Here is a 26260-nt window from a genome sequence, read left to right on the forward strand (position 1 = left end):
CAGTAAAGCTGGAATTCTGCTCAGAGACACACGACCATACGTGGCACGCCCCTGCACAAGTACCCCTCGTACCAAGGGATCGAAAGGAGCGGATTGGAGAATAAGCAGTGACATCCTGTGAACCTTAAACAGTATCGCAAGGTAGAGAGAAAATGGCAATTTGTGCTGGTCGCGTGGGAGACCAAAGGCAACCCCGGTCAGCGCCTGGTTCTCCTCGATGGAGAACCCATATGTTCCAAGGGCGGCGCCTTCTACCTTGGCTTCAGCCACCATGGAAACCAGTCAGGAGTCTTTGGGAACGGTCCCAAGAGACGTCCTTGAAGCCTGGCGGATGAAACACGCCACCCTCACCGGGCTGACCGAACCAGAGGATTAACCGGAAGAAACCGAGCGGGGCCTGACGATCAACCGAGCTTCTGGGCGACGACGTTACTGGAGGACAGGAAAGAAGCCGCAGATCATGGAACATACCCTCTTCACTTTAATCGGCTTCGTGGGCCTGTACTTTGTGTTAGGTCTGCTCTTCCTATATCTGGCCGGTCGAGAAACCGCCCACGGTCCGGACCAGGAACCGAAGGGTAAGCCATCGGTGGAGCGCGAAAGCTCGGTCAGGGGCTCAAGAGAAGGGGATTTCGTATGATCGCGGCGTGGTATGCCCTTGTCAGCTTGATGCTCATCATCTATGTCGTTTTGGATGGGCGCAATTTCGGCGCCGGGATGATTCGCTGGTTTGTCGCCAGGACGCCGGAGGAGCGCCGGCAGGTGATCGCCGCGATCGGGCCGCTTTGGTCATGGCATGAAGTGTGGCTTGTCGGTTTTGGGGCACATTGTTAGCGGTATTTCCACGTCTCATCGCTTCGGCTTTCGCAGGCTACTATCTCGCGCTCTTTTTAATTCTCTGGAGTCTGGTTCTGCGTGGCATTTCCATCGAAGTTGGTGGGCACATCGACGATCGCATGTGACAGGGGTTCTGGGATTTCGTTTTCGTATTTTCCAATTGTCTGCTAGCCGTCCTTTTTGGTGCTGCCGCAGGCAATGTTGCACGGGGGGTGCCGGTCGATGCCGATGGGAATTTCTCGATGGCATTTTTCACAAATTTCAGCGTTCACGGACAAGTCGGGCTACTCGACTGGTACACGATATCCATTGCAATCTTCGCAGCTACCATCCTCGCTGCTCACGGCGCGACCTATCTCACTTTGAAAACGGAAGGCCCAGTACAGGATCGCAGTTCCAAATATGCAACTTATCTGTGGGCTGCGGTTGTTCCGCTCTTTCTGGTGATCTCGGTTGAGTCTTGGGTGGTTCGTCACAACGTTGTTGGACAGGCGATTCACAATCCGTTTTGCTGGCTGGGAGTGTTCGTAATCTTCATCGCGACCGGCACAATGATTTCCGGCCTCACGGCCGGCCATGAAATGAGGGCGTTTCTTGGGTCGAATTTTATTTTGGCAGGCTTGTTGACCACGGGCGGCGCCGCTATTTTCCCGGTGATGCCCTATTCCACTCTGGCTCCAGAGAATTCCATGACCGCCTATTCTGCCGCTGCCGGCGAGCAATCGTTGCGTCTCGCCTCTCTCTGGTGGCCCGTGGGGTTCGCTTTGGCAATCGTCTATTTCGCCATCATTTCGCGGCGCTACGTGGGAAAAGTCAGCGTAAGACGGGACACCCAGGGGTATTACTAAGGACAGTTATGCAGCCGCCGTAAGGCGCACGGAGATAGCCTGGCAAAAAACGACGCAATGAGCAGGCAGGCTACTCCAATTACTCCTGCCACCGAAAGGGTGACTGCGACATTGAGGCCGGTGAAGATATGTCGTACAGCCGTTGGCAGATGCACCTTAAATTTGTTTTGGATGCACTTTTTCGTGGCATTACGCAGTTCAGCAGCAATGCACGATCGACGAACTATTCCATGGCGGTTAGCTCTACCGGCGTCGTGAATTATTCATTAAGCCAGATGTCTTCCGGCAAGAATTTTAGACGAACATGGCGACCAACACCTTAGTATTGGATAGCGTCGGCGCCTGCGACGGGCATGAGTCCGTCTCCCAAAAACGGGCATCGGTTTTGCCGAACTGTTTGTGAAATTCGCGCGAAAGGTATGAAACCTTACTCGCGTGACCAGAATCAATGGTGCAAAGGAGCGAACTCATGCAACTTGGAATGATTGGTCTGGGCAGGATGGGCGCCAATATGGTGCGGAGGCTTCTGAATGGAGGCCACGACTGCGTCGTGTTCGACATGTCGCAGAAAGCCGTGGAAGAGCTTGTTCGAGAGAAGGCAACAGGAGCCGTTTCTCTCCAGGAACTCGTACAAAAGCTCCAGAAACCTCGGGCCCTCTGGCTCATGGTGCCAGCAGCGGTGGTGGACAAGACAATCTCGGATCTCACCCCATACCTCGAAGCTGGAGACACGCTCATTGATGGAGGAAACTCGTACTACGTCGATGACCAGCGGCGCGCGGAGATGCTGGCGTCGCGAGGAATTCACTACGTGGATGTCGGTACCAGTGGTGGCGTATGGGGCCTGGAAAGGGGATACTGCATGATGATCGGCGGCGAGGTCAACGCTGTGCGTCGGCTCGATCCCATCTTTAAGCAGTTGGCGCCAGGAGTTGGTGATGTTCCGCCAACACCAGGCCGTGAGGCGCTCGGAGGCACAGCGGAACTGGGTTACCTGCACTGCGGTCCCAACGGCGCTGGCCACTTCGTCAAGATGGTTCACAACGGAATCGAATATGGATTGATGGCGGCATACGCCGAGGGACTTGGGATCCTGCATCACGCAAACATCGGCAAACAACAGGCCGAGGTAAACGCCGAAACTACCCCATTACGCGATCCTCAGCGCTATCAATATGACTTGGATCTGCGCGACATTGCCGAGGTTTGGCGCCGTGGAAGCGTCATCGCATCGTGGCTCCTCGATCTCACTGCAACTGCGCTCGTGGATGATCCCAATTTGTCGAAATTTGAGGGGCGTGTCTCCGATTCAGGCGAAGGGCGCTGGACGATCAACGCCGCAGTCGACGAGGGCGTACCTGCCCCGGTACTGTCCGCGGCGCTTTACGAGCGCTTTAGTTCGCGCGGAGAGGCATCCTACCAGGACAAGCTCCTGTCGGCAATGCGATTCCAATTTGGCGGGCACGTAGAGTTGCCGGGTGGAAAGTCTACGACCTGATGATTCCGGCGGAATCGGAGCGTTCTCTACCGCACTAAAGGAAGAATACTGGCTCGCAAACCTTGGCTATGAAGGAGGCGCAGTCCCATGCACAACCTAAAGGATGTCTTGCTGCGGGCGCAACAGCAACGCGTTGCCGTCGGCCACTTCAACGTATCGGATCTAGTTCTCTTGAAGGCCGTCTTCACTGCTGCGCAAGAGCTGAAAGTGGCTGTGATTGTCGGTGCGTCGGAGGGGGAGCGGGCCTTTATGGGAATCCATCAGATCGCGGCTCTGGTAAAGAGCTTGCGCGACGAATACGATTTTCCAGTCTTTCTGAATGCCGACCACACCCATTCGCTCGCTGGCGCGGAAGAAGCGGCCAAGGCGGGATTCGATTCGGTTGTCTTTGACCTCTCAGCAAAACCCTTCGAAGAAAACATTCGTCAAACCAGAGAGGCAGTGTCCACGCTAAAAGCAATCAATCCTTCCTTTCTCATTGAGGGAGAAATCGGCAATATTGGAAGCGGCTCCGAGATTCATGAAGTGATGCCTGACCCGTCGAAGGGTCTGACCACTTCCGAGGAAGCGCGACAATTTGTCGATGAAACCGGGATCGACATTCTGGCGCCTGCGGTGGGAAACATGCACGGCATGTCCAGAAGCATGGTCCGCGGAGAATCGAAGCAACACCTGGAGATTGAACGGATCGCGGCCATCCGAAAAGCTGTCGCAGTGCCCCTGACTCTTCACGGTGGTTCAGGAACCGACGATGATGACTTTCGAAGAGCCATCATCGCCGGTATAACCATTATCCATATCAACACAGAGTTGCGGGTTACATGGCGACGCACTTTGGAAGACAGCCTTGCCGGCAAACCGGATGAGGTTGTTCCCTACAAAATCCTGCCTCTAGTCGTCGAATCTGTTACCGAAGTGGTCAAGTCGCGACTCAGACTTTTTAGCAATCCAGGTTCAGTGGCTCAAGAACGTAGCCCAAATTCCTGATAGCAATTGTTCTATTTGAGTTAACTATTTGATTCTGGGAGGGATTGGAAAGGTAAAGATAAGGCGAATTCCTGCGCCCTAAGATGATAACTCCATACTTACGGGAGTCCCTGTCCTGGTGGAACCAATCGGAAAACACGTAATGAATCGACCCCAAATTGAGCCTTGTGCCAAAGCCTACGCTGATTCGGCGCAGCCTTCCTTGCAGTGCTAGATCCCCAGCCTGCGAACCTCGTCGTTATAGTACTTGCGGTAAAGGATGTCCCACTCCTGCGTGCCTTCCTGGATAATCTTGCGCTGCGAGCTGATCTTCAGACGCGCCGCCTGATCGATCTTCGTCTCTTCCAGCAGCAACTGCTCCAGAGCCTTGCGGGCCTCCTGGCGGATGGTGTTGCGATCCTCCAGAAAATCGACCTCGTCGATCTCTGCCAGCGTGTCGGCAACGGTGTGAGCCAGCTTGTTCAGCTTGTCGCGGGAGATTCTCATAGCACCGCCTTATACTTGCGCGTCAGCTCGCCCTTGACCTTCTTGAACATCTCCGCATACTGCGCCCCGGATTTCAACATCTCCTGCTGGTATGCCTCAAGGATGATGCGAACCTCTTCGTTGATGCGGTCTTCGAGGGAAAGCTCCTCGGTCAAACCGGCGGCAACCCGCTCTTCGACGAGGGCAACCTGGTCGGTATGAATCATTTTGGCGTCTACCAGGTGCTTGACCGTGCGACGCGCCAGATATCCGATGTATTCGCGGGAGAAGATCATGAACTGACTTTACGATAACCCATTCGACCGCCGCCTGTACATCCGAAAGCGCGGCGACGTTGCCATATCTGATTGAGGAGGAAAGGCTTGAGGCTGCCCTGCTCGGCAGCCCCGCTCATTCCATCGGCTTTCATGCCCGATGGGGACAACTCTTCGTGTTCACGCAGTCGTCGCTGAGGCGCAGCCGCTCGACGGGTCGTCCACCGACGAGGTGTTCGGCGATAATTTCTTCCGCATCCTCTGGCGTGACCCTGCCGTACCAGACGGCTTCCGGATAAACCACGACCACCGGACCGTGCTCGCACTGGTCCAGGCAGCCAGCCTTGTTGACGCGAATCCTGCCCGCAAGGCCGGCGGCTTTCGCAAACTGCTGCAATTGCGGCAGCAACTCGCTCTTGCCATCGTTGGTGCAGGAAGGCCGCGGAGCACCTTCCGGACGGACATTGTGACAAACAAACAGGTGACGTTCAAAAGGGGCCAAAACGAAAAATTCCTCCAATTCTCATCGTATCTGGCCGCTACTGGCTCGCTTTCCACAGGTTGGGATACTCTCAATCGGATGTGCACATCCCATTACCCAATCTCATCTGAGACAATGGAGAGCGGACTATGGATACCGATAACCTCGTAGCACTTAAAGATGACATGGTGGCCTTCATTGAAGGACACGGCATGAAACGCCTGCCCGGATACGTCACGGAAGATATTCCCGCCGTTCTATGGGAGGGTCCGGAAAATCCGGACGATAACCCCGACTCCTGGAAAGACTTCGTCGAGATGGCCAAACACGCCGGCGCCGTCTTCGTCACCATCAGCGACGTCAAGCTCGAACGCGAAGAGCTGGAGTCGTTGATTGAAGAAGCGAGCGAACTCAACTTCCCCGACGAGGAAGCCTCAGAGCTCGTCGAAGCGCAAATGCTGCAGAAATACGCCGGAAAAGTTGGATACATCCAGCTAGGCTTCGTCCATCAGGGCATCATGTTCCTGCACGAAACCACCACGGAATGGTATGAGCGCTACCAGGAATTGCTCGAAGGGATCGAAAGCTTCGGGGACATCGTAATCGACGACCCGGACGGAGAGAACGAAGATCTATAAGCCCCGCCCTGCAGGATTTTGTCCCGCAGCGAACTTGCCTTGCTGGCACTACCCAGTGAGTGTCGCCTCGTGAACACCCGCCTCAAATCTACTTTCGCTCCAAATGCTGCTGGCGCTGCCGGCGTTACGGCTGAGCCCGTCTTTACGCCTCCGCCGCAACGCTGGCAGCTTAGCATACCTCACCCGGAAGAAGCCGCCAGTCTTGCGTCCGAAGCCCGTATTCCGGTGGTCGTGGCGGAGTTGCTGATCGCCCGCGGAATCACTACCCCAGAAGCCGCATACAACTTTCTCAACCCCGAGATCAGCCAGCTCCACGATCCTTTTCTCATGCTCGGCATGGCCGCAGCCGTTGACCGGCTCGAACTCGCCATCGCGCGCTGCGAAACCATCCTGCTCTACGGCGACTATGACGTCGACGGCACCACCGCCGTTGTCCTGCTCAAGACCGCCATCGAGATGCTCAGCGGTGCAAATGAGACAAATGGGACAAGCGGCGCGAGAGTCCGCTTCCATGTCCCGCACCGGCTGCGCGAGGGCTACGGCATCCAAACCTCCGTGCTCGAAGCAGCCTCGCGCGATGGCGTCGGCCTCGTCATCAGCGTCGATACCGGCATGCGTGCCTTCGCCGAGGCGAGGCGGGCCCGCGAGCTTGGCCTCGACCTCATCATTACCGACCATCACCTGCCCGACGCAGAAGACGAAATCCCCGTCGCGGTTGCCTTGCTTAATCCCAACCAGCCCGGCTGCCCCTACCCCGAAAAATCCCTCTGCGGCGCAGCCATCGCGTTCAAGCTCGCCCAGGCCATTCTGCAGCGGCACGACGAGCGAAACGGCCTCAGCCGAACCCGCGAAAAAACCATTCCCTCGTTCCTGAAGATGGTCGCCATCGCCACCATCGCCGACGCCGTTCCTCTGCGCGGCGAAAACCGCGTCCTCGCCGCGCTCGGCATCCGCGAACTCCACCGCCCCGCCGGCCTTGGTCTGCGCGCACTCTTTCAGGCCGCCGGAATCGACCCCGCCGCCAAACAGCTCACCAGTTTCGATCTCGGCTTTCGCCTCGGCCCGCGCATCAACGCCGCAGGCCGCATGGACATCGCCGCGGAGGTCGTAGAGCTCTTCACCACCCGCGACGCCGCCCGCGCCCACGAGCTCGCCAACAAACTGGAGCGCCTCAACACCGAGCGCCGCGAAACCGAAGCCGAAGTGCTGCGCAAAGTCGAAGCGCGCCTGGCAACCGACCAGCAACTCGCCGCAAACAGGATGCTCGTCATGGCCGGCGAGGGATGGCATCGCGGAATCATCGGCATCCTCGCCTCGCGCATCGTCGACCGCACCGCCAAACCAGCGATCGTCGTCAGCGTCGAAGACGGCGTAGCCTACGGCTCAGGCCGCTCCATCGACGGCTTCCCGTTGCTCGAAGCCATCGAGACCTGCGCCGACCTCTACACCCGCTTCGGTGGCCACGCTTTCGCCGTCGGCTTCGCCATGCCCGCCAAAAACCTGGCCGAGATGGAGCGACGGCTCTGCGCCTTCGCCGCGCAAAAACTTGCCGGGCGGGATGCCGAGCAGATCCTGCGCATTCACGCTGAACTGCCCCTCGACCGCGTCACCCCCGTCCTAGCAGGCTGGCTGCGCAAACTCGACCCGCTCGGCCACGGCAATCCCGAACCGGCCTTCGTCGCGCGCAACCTGCAACTCACCACTCCCGTGCGCCTGATGAAGGAAAAACACATCCGGCTCGAAGTGGCTCCAGCACTGACACCCTCAACAACCGCCGCGCAAATTAAACTCGCACCCATGAAAGCAGTCGGCTGGAACATGGCCCGCCGCGCCAGCGAACTCGCACTCGAACAAGGCTCAGTCATCGACCTTGCGTACCGCATCCGTGAAAACGACCACCCGCAATACGGCGGCCTTCAGATCGAAATAGCCGGAATCGAAGCAGTCCGAACAGGCTAAGTTACGTGAGGGCTTTCAATCCAGATGTAACCAACACTGTGGGTGCCCCATCCTTTGCGCGTATTCTGCGCGAAGGGTGGGAGACCACAGATTCAATGCATGATCATGCGTGGTGCAGGCACCTTACTGATCGTCACGCTGGCAATCCCAGAGCGAACGCTCTGCCCATTCCCATTCACCGCCATCACGACATACTGCGTGGTTCCCTTCTCTGCCGCCGCCTCTGTAAAGCTTGGACGCGTCAAACCCGACGCAACAATGCGTGACGCACCGTCTTGCGTAGCCTCCAGCGTATACGTCGTGGCCCGCGCCACGGGACTCCACGACACATCAACAAACCTGCCTCGTACCGTCGCTTGAATCTTTGCTGGCGCATCCGGAGCGGGCCCGTTCGGCAACAAACCATAGACGCAGAACTGCCCGGTCCCTGTGTTCTCCGTGCCAAAACTGGCGAGATAAACCTTCCCATTCGCAACCGTCGGAGGAGCCATCTTCGAGTAGTTGTTGCAATCATCCCGCTCCGGTTTCTCCAGCGAATTCCAAAGCTCATGCTGGATATCGTCCGCATCATACGCATGCAGAATGCCGGGCCGTGACTCGTGCCAGGAGTCGCCCGAGGCATGAATCGCAGCCCAGAGGATTCCATCCCTCTCCCCGTTCGCGGATAGCGATAACATCGCCCCCGGATGCCCCTCATTCCTCTCCGGCCTGGTCATGAACGGCGTCTCATCCAGCTTCCCGCCGTGAAACCGGTACACCCGCTCTTTGTCCCGCTGACCCCAGAGATACAACAGCTCGCCATTCTTCGCGCTCTTCCAGTAAACGATGCTGTGCAGATGCGAACCTGTCGCCTGAAAGTGCTGCACGGCATGCTCATCGCCCAGATGGCCCAAATGCTCTCTGTCGATCACGTACAACACACCCTCCTTGCCGCCTCCGATGACAAGATGCGTACCCGGAATCAGCGTCGCGCCTGAGGAGTCGAGATCATTGTCATCCTTGTCCAGTTGAAAATGATTGGTCGGCGTAAACCAATCCAGCAGATGCAGCCTTGGATCGAGCCGGAGAAAGCTCTCGCTCAACTGCGTCGTCCCATTCCAGCTTCCGTTCCCCGTCACGACATAGATATTGCCCTTGTCATCCACCGCCGGCGCCTGACCCGATTGCCAGATGCTTGCGCCCTCCCCATCCGGCGAAGTATTGAAGACACCGATCTGCTTGAGCGAAGCCGCATCGTAGCCCAGCAGATATCCGTGATACGGCTCTTTGTCGCAATGGGAAGCATAGCCCACATACACACTACCGCCAGAGAGCAGCAGAGCCGGCCGCTGATTCTGCATCAGCGCATCAAAGCCAGGAGCCTCAATCGTCACAGGGCTATTCGGCAGATCAGCTCCCGTGGACAGATCGAGCGCGTGAAGACGCTGTTCGAAGCCGTCTCTAGCCTTGGTCAAAGCAACGATATACAACGTCGTCTTCTCGGCGTTGATAACCGGAGTGCCGATAACGCCCATCTTGCCGTTGATATCGAGGCACCCAAAGTCGGCATCATGCAGGTCCGCGGGAGTCCCGAAGTTCACATGCCATAGCGGCAAAGTGGCCTGTGCGTCATTCGCATCGAAGGCATACACACTGTTGTTCACTGTTGTCACGATCACAACGTCATGCCATCCGCCGCCAATCTTCACATTTGTGGCCACCAACGGCTGCGTATAAAGCTGATCGTCAACGATTCGCTTGAAGAGCATGCCGAAGTGCCTGGCATCCACGTTCGCCGGTTTCAGCACCGTTTCTTTGAGGTTTGCCCCGGTGCGCCCCTCGTCGTTGTGCTGCGTCAGAACATCCACCTGAGCAGAAACCACGAGCGGCGCAACCAGACACGCAAGCAGGCATAAGCAACAAACCACACCATGCGCAAAGCGAAGCAGGCTTCGCGAATCGCCAGACAGCATCCTCATTATCCCCCGAAAGCGTTTTCAGGGAGAGTATACAGGCAGCGGACGCGCATTACCTTGCAGTGGCCATGATGCTAGCGGCCGCGATACAGGTGCTCGACACCAACCTGGTAGCCGCGCTCGAAACCGTGGCGATAGGCCTCGCGGTCACGATCCGGCACATGCGGATGGCGGAACTCCTCGCGATTATTCACATCGGGTCGGCGATGATTGTCATAATCTTTGCGCGCGCCCTCGATACCATCGTGGAATCCTCTGCGCGAGACTTCATCGAGCTCCTGCGGAGGCTCTTCCCATCCACGATCCTGCATGTAGGCCAGCGACGTCGCCGCACCTTCAGTCGCCGCATGCAACGGCTTCGCGTTAGCGCCCATAAAACATACACCTGCCACAGCCGTAACCATCCAGACTCCGGTTATCTTCTTCACGATTCCTCCTGTTTCAACTCAATGAGTTGCCTTGCAAACATCAAAAAGAGAGCACACGCCGGTCAATCAGCCTGCACTCTGAAGGGATGAAAAAAGCAGCCCACGGGTTGGCCATGGGCTGCGAGGGGTGTGCAGTTTAGGTCGCCTGATCCAGCTTAGCGACCATGTCCGTGCGGCTTTTCACCGCCGGATGGTTTAGGCGCCGGGCGCGACTGCGGCTCCGAATGGGATTGGGGAGCCGGACGGGACTGCGCTGCTGGCGCAGGCCTGGACTCCATTTGAGGACGTGCTGCCGGTGCCGTGTGTGCGGCTGGCGCCGGGCGAGACTCCGCAGCAGGCCGCGACTGGTTAGCCGGCGCCATTTGCGTATGCGCCTGCGGTGTGTTGCCCATTGCGGGCCGTGCTGCCTGCGCCGGGTGATTCTGCATCGCCGATTGCGTGTGCGCCGGAGCCGTCATCGGCCTCGCAGCCGCAACTGTCGCCGGGTGCCCATGGTTGGCGTTGAAGTGCTGCTGTGGATCGTGCGCCGCCGCTGCAATGTGCTGCTGCTGCGCCGCCGTCGGAGCCACGTGACGCTCGCTCATCGCCGTTCGCTCCTCAGCCGTCGGCTGATGCTGAATGCCGCCGGGGCCGCCAGAGTAGGCAACATGATTGTTGTTGATGACGGTCGTGTTGTGAACGATCGTCTCATTGACGTAGGTGTTATGGAACCCTCCGCCGACGTGCACGATGGCCGTGTTATAGAAGAAATGGCCGCCGCGCCATTCGCCGCCGGCAAATCCCACGCCCATGTAGCCAAACCCATAGTTCACGCCACCGTAGTAGCCGATATGCGGTCCCCAATAGCCTTCATGGAAGAGATAGTGCCCGCCTTCAAAGCCCCAGTACGGAGGCGTCCAGAGGTATCCCGGCGTAGGAACAGGCACCCACGCGCCTGGTACCCAGTAATAGCCATCGTCTCCATAAGCCCAGTATCCAGGCGTCCACATATACCCGTCATATGGGCAGGGTGGCTGCACGTATACCGGCAGTACCGGTGGTGCAATTCCGATGCTGATGAACACTCCAGCAAAAGAAGATGCCGGAACGAGGCAAAGCAGAGCCGCGAGAAAGAAAAGACGTGCAGAGCGAAACACTTTCATTGGAATCCTCCAAACCCTTTCAAGGCGATCCGGCTTCTGAGGGACAAATACCGAACCGGACAACCGTCTTGTCGTTAAATCCGTTGAGAGGCGACTGCTGGAAACTCAGCCTACCTACTGCCTTGTGAACCCTCAGCGGCTCGGGAAGTTGCCCGCTGAAGGAACAAAAAGTGATGAGCTTTCGCGTTTATACCGCAGCGAGCCACTCCGCGTCAGGCCTCCGTTGCACATTCCGTACCATTGTTTGCAACCATGGCAAGCCCAGCCGGGCGGCCCAAAAATAGAGCTTCACCGGTTGATCTGCTTATCCTCAGAAATCGCTAGTCCGCATCCGAGAGTCCGGCCCGGCCCAAAAACATTGAAACTAAAGAGTTTTCTTACCGTAGGTCTCCAATGCCCAGACAATTACGGTTTCGTCGCGATTCGGCGTCGCGATTACGTGAGGACCTCATGCGATTCCGGACTCCTCTCGGTCGTCTGCATGGGCTGCGCGGGCAGCGTGAAGCAGAACCTCGCTCCACAAGGAGAGTTTCCTGCCGCCCACAATCGGCCGCCATGATTCTCAATAATGGAGCGGCTGATGCGAAGCCCCATCCCTGTGCCGTGAGCCTTCGTAGTAAAAAAAGCATTGAAGATCAGGCTCGTCTCCTGCTCGGGCAGACCCACCCCCGTATCGTCGACCGTGATCAGCAATTGCCCGTCCTCCGCTCGCCGCGAGCGGATCGTCAGTTCTCGTCTCCGATCCACATCTTTCATCGCGTCGATCCCGTTTACCATAAGGTTCATCAACACCTGCTGCAACTGCACCCTGTCTCCCATAACCACGGGAAGGTCCTTGGCGAGATCGGTGCGAATCGATATCGAAAATCGCGCAGCTTCATTCCGAAGCAAAACGATCATCTCGCGTATGAATTCGTTCATCGCAATCGGCTCCCGAACCGGCGAACTCTTCACAAAGAAGAGCCGGATCCGGCTGACGATCTCCCCGGCATGCTGCCCGCACTTCACGATTCTCATCGCCGCACCCCGGGCCTCTTCGAGATCCGGAGAATCACTCGCCAGCCATCGCAGGCAGGCGTAGGCATTGGTAACGGCCGCCGCAATCGGCTGGTTCACCTCGTGCGCCAGGGACGCGGTCAGTTCTCCCATCGTCGTTACACGGTTGACGCGCGCGAGATCCGATTGCGCCTTCCGCAGTTCTTCCTCAGCTCTCCTCTGTTCCGTGATGTCTTCGCATGCGATCAGGACGATCGGACCGCTCTCCCGCGCCACAGCCTTAGCCGTCTCGCGAACGCGAAGCGCCTTGCCGTCCTTGCGGACCTTGCGGGCCTCCCAGTTTCTGGCCTCGCCGAGATGCGCCAGGCATCCAGCCAGATTCTGCTGAATCGCCTCGCGATCCTCATCGCAAAAAACGCTCAGAACCGGCTGACCGACCAACTCGGCGATCTTGTAGCCAAGCTGTTCGGCCCCAAATGGATTGATAGCCATAATCTGACCGCCGGCATCCACCATGAAGTACATCGTCGGATTGTGTTCAAAGACATCCCGCCACTGCTCCTCGCTCTTCCGCAACGCATCCTCAGCCTGTTTTTCCCGTGTAATGTCGGTTACCGCCCCGACAAATTCAACCTCGCCAGAGGAATCCGTGACCGCATGAGCGACAACATGAAGGTGCTTGACCGCACCGTCCGGCATCAGCAAACGATGCTGCACATCCATCGTTGTACCGCCATGCGATGCCTCGTAGATCACCCTCTCGACATGTTCCCTGTCGTCCGGATGCGTGCGTTCAGCGATTAACTCCAGCGCCGGCTTGCTTGAACTATCGACTCCAAAGATCTTGTAAGTCTCCTCGGACCATAGGATCGTGCCAGAAGAAACCTTCCATCCAAAGCTGCCAGTCCGAGTCAGGTGCTGTGCTTCCGCCAGATATGCTTCACTCCTCCGCAGCCGGTCCTCGGTCTGCTTTCGGTCCTCGATTTCAATACCCGTTGCATACCACTTGACGATGTGTCCCGTGTCGTCGCGCAGCGGAACTCTGCGGACAAGAAACCAAAGATACTCTCCGTCAGCCCTCCGCAGGCGCAATTCAAGTTCCGTCGGTTCTCCAACCGTCAGAGAAGTGCGCCATGCGGCGATGGCTCCTGGCAGATCATCCGGATGAACAATAACTTTCCAACCCCAGCCCACCATGTCCTCTATCGGAACTCCGGTGAACTCCAGCAGACGTTGATTGACGAAATCAGTGGAGCCATCCGGCAGAGTACTCCAGACATGGGCCGGAATTGTGTTGATAACCCTGCGAAGCCGATCCTCGGCCTGCTTCTGTTCGGCCCTTTGTTTGGCTTCGCGCAGCGCACGTTGCACCGACGGCACAAGCCGCGATAAACGCGTCTTCAGAACATAATCCGTTGCGCCGGTTTTGAGCGCTTCGATTGCAACCTCTTCACCGAGCGTTCCGGTAACAAAAATGAACGGAACCTCCGGACACGCGTTCATTGCGATCTTCAACGCGGAGATGCCGTCGAAGGAGGGAAGCGTGTAATCCGCCAGAATCAGATCGATTCCGCCTTGCTCAAAGGAAACGAGCAGCGCAGCCTCAGTCTCGACTCGTGTTACTTCGCAGACGACGCCTTCCGCCTCAAGCAGATCCTGAATCAGCTTCGTGTCTTTAGGATCATCTTCAATCGATAGAATCCGCAATGGGTGCGGCATGCTCTCTTCCTCACAATACTCACTTCCTTACGCTGCCCGGCGGCGGCTCGTTAATCACTGCCCAAAACACGCCCAGTTCTTTAATCGCGTTCACAAACTCATGAAAGTCAACTGGCTTGACCACATACGCATTCACTCCGAGTCTGTAGCTTGCCACCATGTCCTTTTCCTCTTTCGATGAGGTGAGCACAACTACGGGAATCATTCTCAGCTTCTCATCGGACTTAATCTGCCTCAATACCTCCAACCCGTCGACCTTGGGCAGTTTCAGATCCAGAAGCATGACGGCCGGGTTGCCGCCGGGGCGCGTCTCATATTCCCCGCGGCAATACAGGTAATCGAGGGCTTCTGCGCCGTCGCGAGTAACAATCACTTCATTGGCGAGGTTATAATCCTCAAGCGCCGTGAGAGAAAGTTCCACGTCTTTGGGATCGTCTTCAACCATTAAGATGCGCCCCAGCCTGTTCATGCTCTCCATAATTGCCCTCGTGGTCTCGGAGCTGAGAAATAGAAAGTCGCGCCGCCGTCAACCACGCCCTCGGCCCAGACCTTCCCTCCGTGACGATGTATAACCCGTTGAACCGTAGCCAGTCCAATGCCAGTTCCTTCAAATGCATCCGACTGATGCAGCCGTTGAAACACGCCAAACAGCTTATTGACATACTTCATATCAAAGCCCACTCCGTTGTCCCTGACAAATATAACTAAGTCCTCTGCGCTTCCATTGGCGCATCCGATCTCGATCTCGGCCTGAGGGCGCGTGCGCGTGAATTTAATAGCATTCGAGAGTAGATTCACCATCACAAGCCTCAACATCGAACGGTCCCCATAGAATTCCGGCAATGTCCCGATATTCCAGGCAATGTTGCGTCCCTCTGAATCTTGCTGAACTTCGGTAAGCGCCTCTTTTACGAGCTGCGTCAGGTCAAACACTGTCTTTTGCGTTTCAGCCCGCCCAATCCTCGAAAATGCCAGCAGATCGTCAATCAGATCGCCCATACGCTTAGCCGAATCGAGAATCATCACCATATAGTGGTTGCTCTTATCATCTAGAACCGAAGAAGCCTTCTTTTGAAGCAACTCCGCATAGCCTGCCATATGCCGAAGGGGGGCACGCAGGTCGTGCGAAATGGAATAGGCAAACGCTTCAAGTTCTTTGTTGATGGATTCGAGTTCCGTGGAGCGCATTGCAAGTTCCTGGTTGAGGCTTTGAATATCTTCCTCCCGGCGCTTGCGTTCCGTGATGTCATTGTTCGTTTCCAGGATCGCAACTGGCCGCCCCTGCTCATCCTGGCGCAGAGACCATCGGCTTGCCACCACTACTTTGGATCCGTCGGCTTTGGACTTCCGGAGCTCGCCTTCCCAGCGGCCGGTGCGCAGCAACTCCGTGCGAATTTCTTCGATCGGTACCGGAAACTCTGTCAGCAAGAGTTGGTAACTCTCCTTCCCGATTGCCTCTTCTGCCCTCCACCCATACAATTCCTCAGCCCCTCGATTCCAATACGAAATGACATTACTCATATCACGCACAAAAATAGTGTCATGCGTGAGATTGAGCAGGCTGGCCTGTTGGGTTCGTATCGTCACTTCCCTCTGGAGTTCGTCACGGGATTCCAGAAGCTGTTGTTCAACGCGGCGCCGGACTGCGCTGAACCAGACTAGAAGTAACGCAAATAGTATGTAGACAGCATAGTACGGGATCTCAGAACTCTTAACGTAGAGGCTGTACCGAGGTTCAGTAAAGAAGTAGTCGAACGCCAGACTCGAAAGTACAACCGCAAGAATCGCAGGTCCGGCTCCTGCGTACCAGACAGTTACGGCAATGGCAAACAGGAATAGCGGCACCTCCACGTTGTGGAAACCGTAACGCTGCGCCAGAAGCGCCAAGCTCAGGACAATAACGAAGGAAGTGACCGCAAGACCGTAGCGCAGCACAGGGGAACGTGCAAACTGCAATTGGAGATTCGGCCGGGCCAAAATTAGCGCCATGGTCTGCCTCACGTCGACGCGGAGTCAAATTTCCACTGCGCCTGTAACTTCTCCGAATTCTACCGCTCCCCTAAAACCAGAGGACCCCACTCATCTCACAACGGAACTGACCCGGTCGATGTAATTCTAGCCACTTTTCTCTGTCTCTCGTCACGCCTTGAAGCGGAAATGGAAGATATCGCCATCCTGCACCAGGTAGTCGCTGCCCTCAAGCCGCATCCTGCCCGCTTCCTTCACAGCACCCTCGGAACCAGCCGCGACAAAGTCCTCATAGGCAATCGTCTCCGCGCGAATGAACCCCTTTTCAAAATCGGAGTGAATCGCCCCCGCGGCCTGCGGTGCCTTCGAGCCTTTTTCCACCGTCCACGCATGAGCTTCCTTCGGACCGACCGTGAAGAACGTCAGCAGCCCCAACAACCCATACCCGGCCCGAATCACCCGTGCCAAGCCCGTCTCTTCCAACCCCAGCGACTCCAGAAATTCCTTCTTCTCCGCCGGTTCGCCAAGCTGTGAAACCTCAGCCTCAATCGCCGCCGAAATCACGACCGAAACCGCACCCAGCGACTTCGCAAACTCCGCAACCTTCGCCGAATACGCATTGCCCGTCCCCGCCGAGCCTTCCTCGACGTTGCAGACATACAGCACCGGCTTCGAAGTAATCAGACCCAGTTGATGCAAAATCTTATACTGGTCATGAGAAAGCTCCGGCGCAATCGTCCGCGCCGACTTCCCTGCCCGCAGCGCCTCCAGCGCCATCTCCATCACCGGCAACTGCGCCTTCGTCTCTGGATCGCCACCCTTGGCCTTCTTCTGCGCCGCCGTCACGCGCCGTTCGAGACTGTCCAGATCGGCAAGCATCAGCTCCGTCTCCACCGTCTCCGCGTCCCGCACCGGATCGACCGAACCCTCCACATGGGTCACATTGCCGTCCTCAAAACAACGCAACACATGCGCAATCGCATCCACCTCGCGAATATGCGCCAGAAATTTATTCCCCAGCCCCTCACCACGCGAAGCCCCACGCACCAACCCGGCAATATCCACAAACTCAAGCTGTGTCGGAATAATCTTCTGCGAGTCCGCCAGTTTCGCGAGCACATCCAGCCGCGCATCCGGCACAGCCACGCGGCCCACATTCGGCTCGATGGTGCAAAAAGGGTAGTTGGCGGCCTCAGCCGCAGCGGTCTCGGTGAGCGCATTAAACAACGTGGACTTGCCCACATTCGGCAAACCGACAATTCCGCAATTGAATCCCATTCGTAATCCTTACTCTGAACAAATTGCCGTACACATCGGCTCGGCGGAATGCGAAGAATCCGCTTTGTCCATCATAAGGGGTTGGCAAGCAGAGCTTGTGAGACCGACGGTTCAAGAGCCGTCCCATTGTCCGCAGCCGTTACTTCCTGGACCGGCTCGTCCATGGCTCGACGCAGTTCCCGGAACCTATCACGATTGTCTGGCATTCTGCACCCGCCGCATTCTTGCCGATGCACTCGATGATTCGGTATCCCGTTCTTTGCCGGTAAAAATAGACCAGTGGCCGGACGCTTCGCTGAGAAGACAAACGTCGGACGGAATCATACATGCATCCGGCACTCGGATTGAAGTTCGCGCTTGCATCGTATCGATATCCCCGGTCTCCAAAGGGGCACCCTCGGTGAGGTCTGGAAAGCTATCGAGCCCGGGGCCACCCGCCAGCGTGCTCTTCAGCGGGTACTGTAATCGTTCTGGATAAGGAAAGGGATCGGAACCTCCAAGAGAACAACACGTCGATTGGAGTCGATGCCAACTTTGCCGACAACAGACCTCTGAATCTGACCGCGACCGTCCACGAGGTGGAGATAGAACGCATCGACTTCCTCGTCGTAGGACCATCGAATCTTTACGAAAGCCGATGGAGCATCGAGCACTGCACCGGAGAGCTGGTTATGCCAATCCAGCACTTCAACCCCGATCATTTCGCCAAAATCGGTCAAATCAACGGTGCATTTCACCTCGATTGATTGCGAGGGGAGTTCATCAGAAAACCAAACTGAAACAGTCCCATCGTCGATAACGGTAGCTGGGAAAACTTTCACATCGTGCTTCATGGCTGTCCCCTTCGTGCACTCATGATCTTCCCGGTGGTGTTGGCGGGTGGCCCAGATCTCAACCTTAGAAAATGAGGGTGCCCCACATCTCGATTTTGAGATGTGGGTTTCGGCCAAGCCCAACTCCTTCGTCCTGTTCCCCATACTTCATTGGTCTTGGCAGAATCTTCCGCTAAAAACGCTTACCGCCATTGCGTGGAATTATCCCAGACAGGCGCATACTTGAGTAAAAGCCGCAAGCCTGAGCCTAGAAGCATCCCCATTTCAGCGGAGATTTGGCATGAATTAGCCGCAAAAAAATGCTCAAAAACGCCCCTAAAGTGCACTTTTTTAGTATCCAATTTTCGGCCTATCTCTAGCCTTTTGTTAGAGATACACGAGAAAAGTCGTACCCCCCCCGGGGGGGGGTACGACTTTTGTTCACCTCCAGGACCGAATCCACGATGAGCCGCCAACAAGGAGTGTTCAGAACTTGTAACTAGCCCCAATCCCAAACACCTTCCGGGCATCCAGATTCACCGGAACCACCGCCGGCCCGAGCGGCGTCGGCAGCTCCGTATATCCGATCTGTCCCGCCACCTGCCCGACGCCTACATCGAAACTGAAGCGCGGATGCTCCCGCTGCGTAATCCGCACCGCATAATCCAGCGTTGTCGGAATATGCCCACCGCCCGGCACCAGCGCCGCCAAGTTCTTCACATGCGGAGGCTCCTGCGTAAACCCGGCCGCCGGAACAATCGCAGTACCCCACGGCCCCGGCAGCGGAAATCCAACCCCGCCAAACAGCCGTCCGCCAAAGCGAGTCGCCTGTCCGCCAATGCCGTAAATCGAAGCGTTCGTCGCCTTCCAGCCAAGATTCAGCAACAGCGGCACATGCACATCCGCCATCGTCTTCGTCGCCGAAACATACACATCGCCATTGGTATACGTCTTGCTGTCGATCGCACCCGTAACAAAATGGTCGCCCGTCCGCACCACAAATCCAGCAGCCACTCCCGGCATCCACTTGCCGCCAAAGGAGTCCTCCTTCACCACCACCCCTTTGCCGTGAAAGACATTCATCCCGCTATACTCCCACAGGCTGCTGAAGTAGGGATTGTCGCCGTTCGTATGCGCGCTGCGCGTGTATCCAACCTCCGCCCGATTCGCTATACCCTCAGTAATGCTGCCGGTATAAATATTCCCAATCACGCTTCCGGCTTCCACATAATGAAATCCCAGCGACGGACGGGAAAACACAGAGCCTTTGGCCGACTGCACCACGTACGCCGTCGGCGTGATGAATCCGCCCGTCTGGCCCTCCAGCGTCAGATTCTGCGCTCGCGCTACGCCCGTAACTGCAATCAACACAAGCGATGCCAGGGAAAACATCACTGCCTTTTTCATAATCAATTTGTTGGCCACCAACCTCAATCTCCTCACAAACTCAAAGATTGTGCCCCGCCGCACCGATAGTTTGTCAACTGGCATTCACAATTGCCGCCCGGCTGCGCTAAGGCCAGATCCCGGATGGTAGACTCCAGCCATGGCAGCGGAATCGAAACGGGGCTTTTTTCTCACCTTCGAAGGGCTCGACGGCTCCGGCAAGACCACGCAAATCAAGCGTTTAACCGCATGGCTCGCCGAACAGGAGCTGCCACATGTCACCACCCGCCAGCCCGGCGGCACCGCAACCGGCGACCGCATCCGCAATCTCCTGCTCGACTCGAAATCCGCCCACCTGGCCCCGCATACCGAACTTGCGATGATGTTCGCCGACCGCGCCCAGGCCATCCACGAAGTCATCGACCCCGCCCTCGCCGCCGGGCAGATCGTAGTCTGCGACCGCTTCACCGACTCCACCGAAGCCTACCAGGGCGGAGGCCGCGAGCTCGGCTCCGAAATCGTGCTCGAACTCCACAGGCTCATTTGCGGCAATCTGCAGCCCGATCTCACCATCCTGCTTCTGCCCGATCTCACTGCGTCCCTGAAGCGCGCCCGAAAGCGCAACACACGCGAAAAAACCTCGAACGGGGGCGACGAAAGCCGCTTCGAAAACGAACAGAACCCCTTCTTCGAGCGAGTCTACGAGAAATATCTCGAAATCGCCGCACGCGAGCCTGAGCGTGTCGTCGTAATCGATGGCGACCTGTCGATAGATCGGGTCCACCAGCAGGTTATAAACGCAGTAGCTGCACGATTGGGACCATTTGACCAATGGCAGGCACGACACAAGACGTCAGCGTGACAGCGGAATCACCGTCCTCAAAGCCGGTCGTTATCCACAAAGACCGATTCCGATTCCCGCCCGGTCTGCGTTATAACCTGCCCTTCTACTTCTTCGCCGGATTCTTCGACCGCCGCAATCCTATCCTGCTCTTCCAATACTTAACTGCCACCTACGGCCGCGCCGCGCACTACCGCCTGCTCTGGAACCACATCGTCCTGCTCAACAATCCCGCCGACATTCGCGAAGTCCTGGTCGACAAGGCCCAGTTCTTTATCAAGGAGCGCACCCAGAAACGCATGAAGATCCTGCTCGGCGAGGGGCTCATCACCGCCGACGACGAAACCCACAAGCGCCATCGTCGCATCGCCGCTCCAGCCTTCCATCGCCAGCGCATCCAGGCCTACGCCGACACCATCGTCGAACATGCCTCCACCATGCGAGACCAATGGCAACCCGGCAAGCAGATCGACATCGCCGCAGAGATGATGCGCCTCGCCCTGCAAATCACGGCGCGCACCCTCTTCGATACCGAAGTCACGCCCGAGATCGCCGTCATCAACGACGAAGCCAACGCCGTAATGGAGATGTACAACGATCTCGTCGCCATGCCCCGCGCCGAAGACCTCCTGCGCTGGAAGCTGCCCATCCCCGTCCTCACGCGCTTCCGCAAATCCAAAGCCCGCCTCGACGTCGTCGTAGACAAAATGATCAAGGCCAGGCAAGCCGAAAGTACCAAAGCCGCCCGCGAAGGAAAACCCGTAGGCAGCGATCTGCTCTCCATGCTGATCGCTGCCCGCGACGACGAAGATCGCACCGGCGCAAAGGCGTTGAGGAGCGATGAGCTACGCGACGAAGTTCTGACAATTTTCCTCGCTGGCTACGAAACCGTAGCCAACGCACTCTCCTGGACGTGGCTCCTGCTCGGCCAGAACCCTGAAGCCGAATCCCGCCTCCACGCCGAACTCGACGCGACACTGCAAGACCGCCTGCCCACACTGGAAGACCTCCCCCGTCTGCCCTACACCGAGATGGTCATCGCCGAAGCCATGCGCCTCTACCCGCCCGCGTGGGCCATGGGCCGACAGGCCATCGAAGACGTCGAAATCGGCCCCTACCGCGTCCCGCGAGGTACCTACTTCTTCTTCAGCCAATACATCATCCATCGTGACCCGAAATATTTCCCCGAACCGCTCGCCTTTCACCCCGAGCGCTTCACTGTCGAAGCCAAAGCCCAGCGCCCAAAGTTCGCCTACTTTCCCTTCGGCGGCGGCGGACGCCAGTGCATCGGCGAATCCTTCGCCTGGATGGAAGCCGTGCTTGTCCTCGCCACACTGGCCCAGCGCTGGCGGCTCACGGTCATTGAAGATCAACAGATAGCCCTCCAACCCAAAATCACTCTCCGTCCCAAATTCGGAATCCTGACCGTTCCCCAGCTTCGCCGTCTTTAGAATTCATCGCCCTAATTATTGGGTTTTATAGCGGTCACTTTTATACATAAGTAGATCTTTCCTGCACTAAGTCAAGATAGGAGTAAACCTCCCATCCCAGAGGGGCATCTATCGTATCTGTGCGAACGAACTGGATGCCAATCGAAATTTGGGCTTCGGCATCCACTATCCAAGTGATTGCATCCCCTGACTTTGAAATACCAGAAAGTTATGACTGCCGCATTTCGTTCGTAACCTGCAAGATATCGCTTCCACAAAAATGGAATCCCGCGACACTCCGGCACTCTTCGTGCCTAAGAAACTGAGGTATCCAATGCTAGACCTTTCCCACAAATATCGCACTTCGGCCCTCGCAATTTCATTGCTGGCTGGTGCTTCTTTTGCATATGCAATGCCAGCAATTCAGCAGGACCCGGCAAATCCCCAATCAACTCCCGCACCCGACAATTCGGCTCAAAACAAGGGCCAGACCGACACCGCGGAAAAGCAAGGCAGCAGCCCTGAAGACCGCGAAATTGCCAGAAAGATTCGCAGGTCCATCATGGATGACAACACTTTGTCGACCTATGCGAAGAACGTGAAGATCATTGTCAGGGATGGCGCCGTAACCCTTAAAGGACCGGTCACTACCGAGGACGAGAAAAAGAAGATCGGCGACCTGGCTGCGCAAGCCGTCAGCGGAGCGGACAAAGTTACCAACGAACTCACAATCAAGCCGTCCTGACAAATGCCCGTCTTACAAGACCAGGCTAAATACGTCTGGACAAATGATATGGACACCGCGCTGTATCTGACAGCGCGCACAACAATGCTTTAAGCCAACGGGGCTTTGAAGCTAAACAGCAACACCCAGGAGAGTTATCATGGCGAACAAGAATACATCTGTATTTGCAATCTTTCCCACAGCATCCAGTGCAGAGGCTGCGGTCGATCGCTTAGTCACCGCAGGATTCTCGCAGGAGAATATCTCTGTCCTCATGTCGGACATCGAGTCCACTCGTGAGTTCGCTCACGAAAAGAACACCAAGGCTCCCGAAGGCGCAGCGTGGGGTGTCACCGCCGGCGGCGTAGCGGGTGGCGCGCTCGGCCTGTTGGCCGGCATAGGCGCCTTGGCCATTCCCGGTGTTGGTCCGCTCATCGCTGCTGGTCCCATCATGGGAGCGCTGGCTGGGCTGGGAGTCGGCGGAGCAGTCGGCGGCCTCGTCGGAGCTCTCGTCGGTCTCGGCATCCCCGAGTATGAAGCCAAGCGCTACGAAGGCCGCGTCAAAGACGGCGGAGTTCTGCTCTCCGCTCACTGCAACACCTCGGATGAAATTCGCAGCGCCAAGGAAATTCTCAAAGCCTCAGGCGGCGAACATATTTCTTCGACCGGAGAATCTGCCGCCGCTTCTGGCAAAGAAGGCATAGCCAGGCGCGACATTGACACCCACGTCACGACTTACTGAAGTCGTCCACATAGGAAGTTAACAGCAACATCCACATCGTAGGAGTTACTCATGAGCGTCGATACTCTCGAAAAGCTGCTAATCGATGAACTGAAAGATCTGTATTCAGCCGAGCATCAGATAACCAAGGCCCTGCCCAAGATCGCCAAGGCCGCCGCAAATCCTGAGCTCAAATCCGCTCTCGAAAGCCACTTAGCGGAAACTCTGGGCCAGGTTCAGCGTCTCGACAAGATAGGCGAGATTCTAGGCAAGAGCCTGAAAGGCAAGACATGCGAAGGCATGAAGGGCGTTCTAACCGAGGGCGCATCCGTATTGGAAGAAGTAGCTTCCGGCAATATCCGCGACGCCGGCATCATCTCGGCGGCTCAACGCGTCGAGCACTACGAAATGGCCGGCTACGGAGCGGTTCGCGAATACGCGGGCCTGCTCGGAATGAAACAAGTTGCAGCCCTGCTCGACGAGACGTTGCATGAAGAAAAAGCGGCTGACCAGAAGCTTACCAAGATCGCGAAAAGCGTCAATGCTGATGCAATGAGCGTCGCAGTCTGATTCCCCTTAATTCCCGGTAACACTAGGGGCATCCTCAATGGGTGCCCCATTTTTCTGAAAGCAAGATGTCTCCACTTTCGCTTTGGGAGAGCCTAAAATGGCAGATCAATGACTTCGATTGTGAGCGCCGGCACTGTGTGACTCCAACGGTCTTCGTGTACAGAAACAGTCGATTCCACAGGCCGTATCACATTCGGATCGCTGATTGAGTTCGTCGCGTCAAAGGTTGCTCCATGCAGCGAACTCATCGTCGCGGTATGCACTCCTTGCACCCCACTCAGGCTCAATGAAAGCGGCTGGTCAATGCTGGAAGCATTCACCAGCTTCAGATGCAGTACTTTATCTTTTGAACTCACTGTCGCCGAGTAGAAGAATCGCTTATTTTCACCGGAAATGGAGCTTTGCGCGGTGCCGTCGCCCAGATGCGCGGCGAAAAGACACTGCGCCCAATAGCTCGGCGAACCATACGTCGTCCCCGCGTCAAATCCAATCAGATCCGTAGGCCACTCCATCGCGCCCGGACTTACATTCGCAAGCAACGGAGCATAACTTGCCATCACGATAAGATCGCTGTTGCGCTCCATAGAAGTCATCCACGCCGCATCTCCAAGCGCATCGCCAAAGTTGGGTGTAGGCGATCCCGATCTGGTAGCCCATTCACCCACGAATATCTTCGGGCCACTCCGCGAAACCTTGTCGTAGTGATGCACAAGATCCATCATGTCCGCAGGTGACTTGTAATAATGCTCATCCGAGACATCGGGATGGACTCGCGTCTCATACTCGCTATTGCCGTCCGTAGCAATCAGCTTCAACTGTGGATAGTGCTTACGCATCGCTTCCGCAAACTGCGCATAACGGTCGGGGTAACTTCCCGACCTATCCAGATAGTCCTCGTTGCCGATCTCCACATAGTGCAGCGGGAACGGCTCCGGATGTCCGTCACGCGCCCGCTCCGCGCCCCACTTCGTACTGGAGTCACCGGTCACATATTCCACTTCATCCAACGCTGACTGCACGAACGGTTCAAGATCCTTGCCCGCAGCCACATGGCTTCCGCCGAGTGAGTACCCCGCATAAACCGCAAGCACCGGTTCAACCTTAAGGTCTTCACACCATTCCAAAAACTCAAGCAGACCCAGCCCATCGCTCGACCAGTAAAACCATGGCCCCTGATGCCCTGCCCGATCCTCAATCGGTCCGATGGTCTTCTTCCAGTCAAATCGTTCCCCGACCGTCATCCCTTCGAGATAGTTGCCGCCCGGCAAACGCAAAAACTTTGGATGCATCGCTGCCATGCGTTGCATCAGGTCGACGCGGTTGCCGTTGGGCCTGTTATTGAACGTCGGCTGCATCAGCGAAACCAGTTGTAACCAGACCGTTCCGGGATGGCTGACAGTGAACTCCAGATGATTGGCCGTCGAGGGCGCAATCTTTCCCGTCGTCAGCTTGTACTCATAGCGCGCCCATCCTCCTGAACGCGCCACCACCTGCGCCTGCGCCTCCACCGCGCCTGTCGCGTTGTTGATCATCCGCACCGTGATCGGTCCAATCTGCGCATCGGCATCGGCATCCGCAACGCGAGCATACAGCGACCCGGAGTAAGTCGTCTCCGGCCGAATTCCGTATCCCCAGAAGCCAGGGTTGGTCAGACCTGCCTCATTCCCCTGCGACGCCTTGGTGACCGCCAGCTTCATGCTGTAATTCAGAGCCTGACTCGGACCTGTGGTTGTATCAAGACGCTTCTCAGCGACAGCGTTTCCATGGCGCATAACATCCCACGGCGGTTCGCCTTCCCAATCCGAGTGAAAGGCTCGATTCTGAATCATCTCAGCATAGAGGCCGCCATCATACGAGTGGTTGATCTCTTCCGTCATCAAGCCATACAAGGTAGGACTTACCGGCGAAACGATCCGCATAACATCGATGTTCAATTGTGCCGCGGGCTCACTCGCAGACTGCGCCGTAAGACCGGAAGGAAGGGCCATCGCCGTCAGCAAAACCCAGATAACACGACGAGATATAGAAGACACAGAAAACATGTACCGATCATTCGAAGCGAATCTTCGCATAACTACTCCCACAAGCTCCGATAGGAACACGGCACACTCCTTTCAGGCGTTCGCGTCGACCTCTGGAGAACCTGCATTCCGGAGTGTCCACGCAAACCATGAAACAAACAAAGATGACAACCTTTTGAGGCTGAAGTATACGCCATCCGCCGTCTGACCTTGCCTCACCAGCCTCGCAGTCTCTACACTCGGTGGGCGCAGCAATTGGCCAACCGGGGGGGATCGATAGC

General features: G+C 56.8%; 22 protein-coding genes and 1 pseudogene. 10 read left to right on the forward strand and 13 right to left on the reverse strand.

What is annotated here, in order from left to right; translation table 11 throughout:
• The first annotated feature begins 669 nt into the window (after positions 1-669).
• The 3 genes and pseudogenes from cydB (at position 670) to OHL23_RS24300 (ending at position 4170) form a co-directional block, all read left to right on the forward strand.
• Positions 670-1685 (forward strand): annotated as a pseudogene (cydB, locus tag OHL23_RS24290) (cytochrome d ubiquinol oxidase subunit II).
• Between the two features lie 469 nt (positions 1686-2154).
• The gene (gene gnd / locus OHL23_RS24295; RefSeq protein ID WP_263354622.1) at positions 2155-3183 is read left to right on the forward strand and encodes a phosphogluconate dehydrogenase (NAD(+)-dependent, decarboxylating); all 1029 of its coding nucleotides are present in this window, start codon (positions 2155-2157) and stop codon (positions 3181-3183) included.
• Between the two features lie 87 nt (positions 3184-3270).
• Complete coding sequence (locus OHL23_RS24300; RefSeq protein WP_263354623.1) at positions 3271-4170, forward strand: class II fructose-bisphosphate aldolase; 900 nt, start codon at positions 3271-3273, stop codon at positions 4168-4170.
• Between the two features lie 210 nt (positions 4171-4380).
• Here the strand turns inward: OHL23_RS24300 and OHL23_RS24305 are convergent, their stop codons facing one another.
• The 3 genes from OHL23_RS24305 to OHL23_RS24315 form a co-directional block, all read right to left on the reverse strand.
• Positions 4381-4656: a DUF507 family protein gene (locus OHL23_RS24305; protein WP_263354624.1), complete on the reverse strand. Its 276-nt coding sequence runs from the start codon at positions 4654-4656 to the stop codon at positions 4381-4383.
• Complete coding sequence (locus OHL23_RS24310; protein ID WP_263354625.1) at positions 4653-4931, reverse strand: DUF507 family protein; 279 nt, start codon at positions 4929-4931, stop codon at positions 4653-4655. Before OHL23_RS24310 ends, OHL23_RS24305 begins: the two co-directional genes overlap by 4 nt.
• Positions 4932-5061: 130 nt before the next feature.
• A complete protein-coding gene (locus tag OHL23_RS24315; RefSeq protein WP_263354626.1) occupies positions 5062-5412 on the reverse strand; it encodes a (2Fe-2S) ferredoxin domain-containing protein in 351 nt (116 codons plus the stop codon).
• Positions 5413-5540: 128 nt separating this feature from the next.
• Between OHL23_RS24315 and OHL23_RS24320 the strand changes: the two genes are divergently transcribed.
• Complete coding sequence (locus OHL23_RS24320; protein WP_263354627.1) at positions 5541-6029, forward strand: hypothetical protein; 489 nt, start codon at positions 5541-5543, stop codon at positions 6027-6029.
• Positions 6030-6098: 69 nt separating this feature from the next.
• Entirely contained in the window at positions 6099-7988 is a 1890-nt protein-coding gene (recJ, locus tag OHL23_RS24325; protein WP_263354628.1) for a single-stranded-DNA-specific exonuclease RecJ, read from the forward strand.
• Between the two features lie 92 nt (positions 7989-8080).
• Here recJ and OHL23_RS24330 read toward each other — a convergent pair whose 3' ends face one another.
• The 9 genes from OHL23_RS24330 to OHL23_RS24370 form a co-directional block, all read right to left on the reverse strand.
• Complete coding sequence (locus OHL23_RS24330; protein ID WP_263354629.1) at positions 8081-9940, reverse strand: PQQ-binding-like beta-propeller repeat protein; 1860 nt, start codon at positions 9938-9940, stop codon at positions 8081-8083.
• Between the two features lie 77 nt (positions 9941-10017).
• A complete protein-coding gene (locus OHL23_RS24335) occupies positions 10018-10371 on the reverse strand; it encodes a hypothetical protein (protein WP_263354630.1) in 354 nt (117 codons plus the stop codon).
• Between the two features lie 155 nt (positions 10372-10526).
• Positions 10527-11513 carry a YXWGXW repeat-containing protein gene (locus tag OHL23_RS24340; protein ID WP_263354631.1) on the reverse strand — a complete coding sequence of 329 codons (987 nt, stop codon included), beginning with the start codon at positions 11511-11513 and terminating at the stop codon, positions 10527-10529.
• A 435-nt stretch (positions 11514-11948) separates the two neighbouring features.
• On the reverse strand, positions 11949-14228 hold the full coding sequence (locus OHL23_RS24345; RefSeq protein ID WP_263354632.1) for a PAS domain S-box protein: 2280 nt from the start codon (positions 14226-14228) through the stop codon (positions 11949-11951).
• 19 nt (positions 14229-14247) lie between these two features.
• Positions 14248-14697 carry a response regulator gene (locus OHL23_RS24350; RefSeq protein ID WP_263354633.1) on the reverse strand — a complete coding sequence of 150 codons (450 nt, stop codon included), beginning with the start codon at positions 14695-14697 and terminating at the stop codon, positions 14248-14250.
• Positions 14694-16217, reverse strand: coding sequence for a sensor histidine kinase (locus tag OHL23_RS24355; RefSeq protein ID WP_263354634.1), 1524 nt, complete (start codon positions 16215-16217; stop codon positions 14694-14696). The genes OHL23_RS24350 and OHL23_RS24355 overlap by 4 nt, the downstream gene beginning before the upstream one ends.
• Positions 16218-16367: 150 nt before the next feature.
• Entirely contained in the window at positions 16368-17474 is a 1107-nt protein-coding gene (gene ychF / locus OHL23_RS24360) for a redox-regulated ATPase YchF (protein ID WP_263354635.1), read from the reverse strand.
• Between the two features lie 449 nt (positions 17475-17923).
• The gene (locus tag OHL23_RS24365) at positions 17924-18424 is read right to left on the reverse strand and encodes a hypothetical protein (protein WP_263354636.1); all 501 of its coding nucleotides are present in this window, start codon (positions 18422-18424) and stop codon (positions 17924-17926) included.
• A 348-nt stretch (positions 18425-18772) separates the two neighbouring features.
• A complete protein-coding gene (locus OHL23_RS24370) occupies positions 18773-19711 on the reverse strand; it encodes a DUF3034 family protein (RefSeq protein WP_263354637.1) in 939 nt (312 codons plus the stop codon).
• Positions 19712-19832: 121 nt separating this feature from the next.
• Between OHL23_RS24370 and tmk the strand changes: the two genes are divergently transcribed.
• The 5 genes from tmk (at position 19833) to OHL23_RS24395 (ending at position 23958) form a co-directional block, all read left to right on the forward strand.
• Entirely contained in the window at positions 19833-20534 is a 702-nt protein-coding gene (gene tmk / locus OHL23_RS24375) for a dTMP kinase (RefSeq protein ID WP_263354638.1), read from the forward strand.
• Positions 20504-21964: a cytochrome P450 gene (locus OHL23_RS24380; protein WP_263354639.1), complete on the forward strand. Its 1461-nt coding sequence runs from the start codon at positions 20504-20506 to the stop codon at positions 21962-21964. Before tmk ends, OHL23_RS24380 begins: the two co-directional genes overlap by 31 nt.
• A 313-nt stretch (positions 21965-22277) precedes the next feature.
• Positions 22278-22688, forward strand: coding sequence for a BON domain-containing protein (locus OHL23_RS24385; RefSeq protein WP_263354640.1), 411 nt, complete (start codon positions 22278-22280; stop codon positions 22686-22688).
• A 139-nt stretch (positions 22689-22827) separates the two neighbouring features.
• Positions 22828-23409 carry a general stress protein gene (locus OHL23_RS24390; RefSeq protein WP_263354641.1) on the forward strand — a complete coding sequence of 194 codons (582 nt, stop codon included), beginning with the start codon at positions 22828-22830 and terminating at the stop codon, positions 23407-23409.
• Positions 23410-23460: 51 nt separating this feature from the next.
• Positions 23461-23958: a YciE/YciF ferroxidase family protein gene (locus OHL23_RS24395; protein WP_263354642.1), complete on the forward strand. Its 498-nt coding sequence runs from the start codon at positions 23461-23463 to the stop codon at positions 23956-23958.
• 92 nt (positions 23959-24050) lie between these two features.
• Here the strand turns inward: OHL23_RS24395 and OHL23_RS24400 are convergent, their stop codons facing one another.
• Complete coding sequence (locus OHL23_RS24400; protein ID WP_263354643.1) at positions 24051-26030, reverse strand: alpha-L-arabinofuranosidase A; 1980 nt, start codon at positions 26028-26030, stop codon at positions 24051-24053.
• Positions 26031-26260 lie beyond the last annotated feature (230 nt).

This window comes from Acidicapsa acidisoli (genome assembly GCF_025685625.1).
GTDB lineage: Bacteria > Acidobacteriota > Terriglobia > Terriglobales > Acidobacteriaceae > Acidicapsa > Acidicapsa acidisoli.

Bases quoted from the DNA above. Each gene is read 5' to 3' on its own strand.
- gnd (WP_263354622.1), top strand. From the start codon at position 2,155: ATGCAACTTGGAATGATTGGTCTGGGCAGGATGGGCGCCAATATGGTG.
- OHL23_RS24300 (WP_263354623.1), top strand. From the start codon at position 3,271: ATGCACAACCTAAAGGATGTCTTGCTGCGGGCGCAACAGCAACGCGTT.
- OHL23_RS24305 (WP_263354624.1), bottom strand. From the start codon at position 4,656: ATGAGAATCTCCCGCGACAAGCTGAACAAGCTGGCTCACACCGTTGCC.
- OHL23_RS24310 (WP_263354625.1), bottom strand. From the start codon at position 4,931: ATGATCTTCTCCCGCGAATACATCGGATATCTGGCGCGTCGCACGGTC.
- OHL23_RS24320 (WP_263354627.1), top strand. From the start codon at position 5,541: ATGGATACCGATAACCTCGTAGCACTTAAAGATGACATGGTGGCCTTC.
- OHL23_RS24330 (WP_263354629.1), bottom strand. From the start codon at position 9,940: ATGCTGTCTGGCGATTCGCGAAGCCTGCTTCGCTTTGCGCATGGTGTG.
- OHL23_RS24340 (WP_263354631.1), bottom strand. From the start codon at position 11,513: ATGAAAGTGTTTCGCTCTGCACGTCTTTTCTTTCTCGCGGCTCTGCTT.
- OHL23_RS24345 (WP_263354632.1), bottom strand. From the start codon at position 14,228: ATGCCGCACCCATTGCGGATTCTATCGATTGAAGATGATCCTAAAGAC.
- OHL23_RS24350 (WP_263354633.1), bottom strand. From the start codon at position 14,697: ATGAACAGGCTGGGGCGCATCTTAATGGTTGAAGACGATCCCAAAGAC.
- OHL23_RS24355 (WP_263354634.1), bottom strand. From the start codon at position 16,217: ATGGCGCTAATTTTGGCCCGGCCGAATCTCCAATTGCAGTTTGCACGT.
- ychF (WP_263354635.1), bottom strand. From the start codon at position 17,474: ATGGGATTCAATTGCGGAATTGTCGGTTTGCCGAATGTGGGCAAGTCC.
- tmk (WP_263354638.1), top strand. From the start codon at position 19,833: ATGGCAGCGGAATCGAAACGGGGCTTTTTTCTCACCTTCGAAGGGCTC.
- OHL23_RS24380 (WP_263354639.1), top strand. From the start codon at position 20,504: ATGGCAGGCACGACACAAGACGTCAGCGTGACAGCGGAATCACCGTCC.
- OHL23_RS24385 (WP_263354640.1), top strand. From the start codon at position 22,278: ATGCTAGACCTTTCCCACAAATATCGCACTTCGGCCCTCGCAATTTCA.
- OHL23_RS24390 (WP_263354641.1), top strand. From the start codon at position 22,828: ATGGCGAACAAGAATACATCTGTATTTGCAATCTTTCCCACAGCATCC.
- OHL23_RS24395 (WP_263354642.1), top strand. From the start codon at position 23,461: ATGAGCGTCGATACTCTCGAAAAGCTGCTAATCGATGAACTGAAAGAT.
- OHL23_RS24400 (WP_263354643.1), bottom strand. From the start codon at position 26,030: ATGCGAAGATTCGCTTCGAATGATCGGTACATGTTTTCTGTGTCTTCT.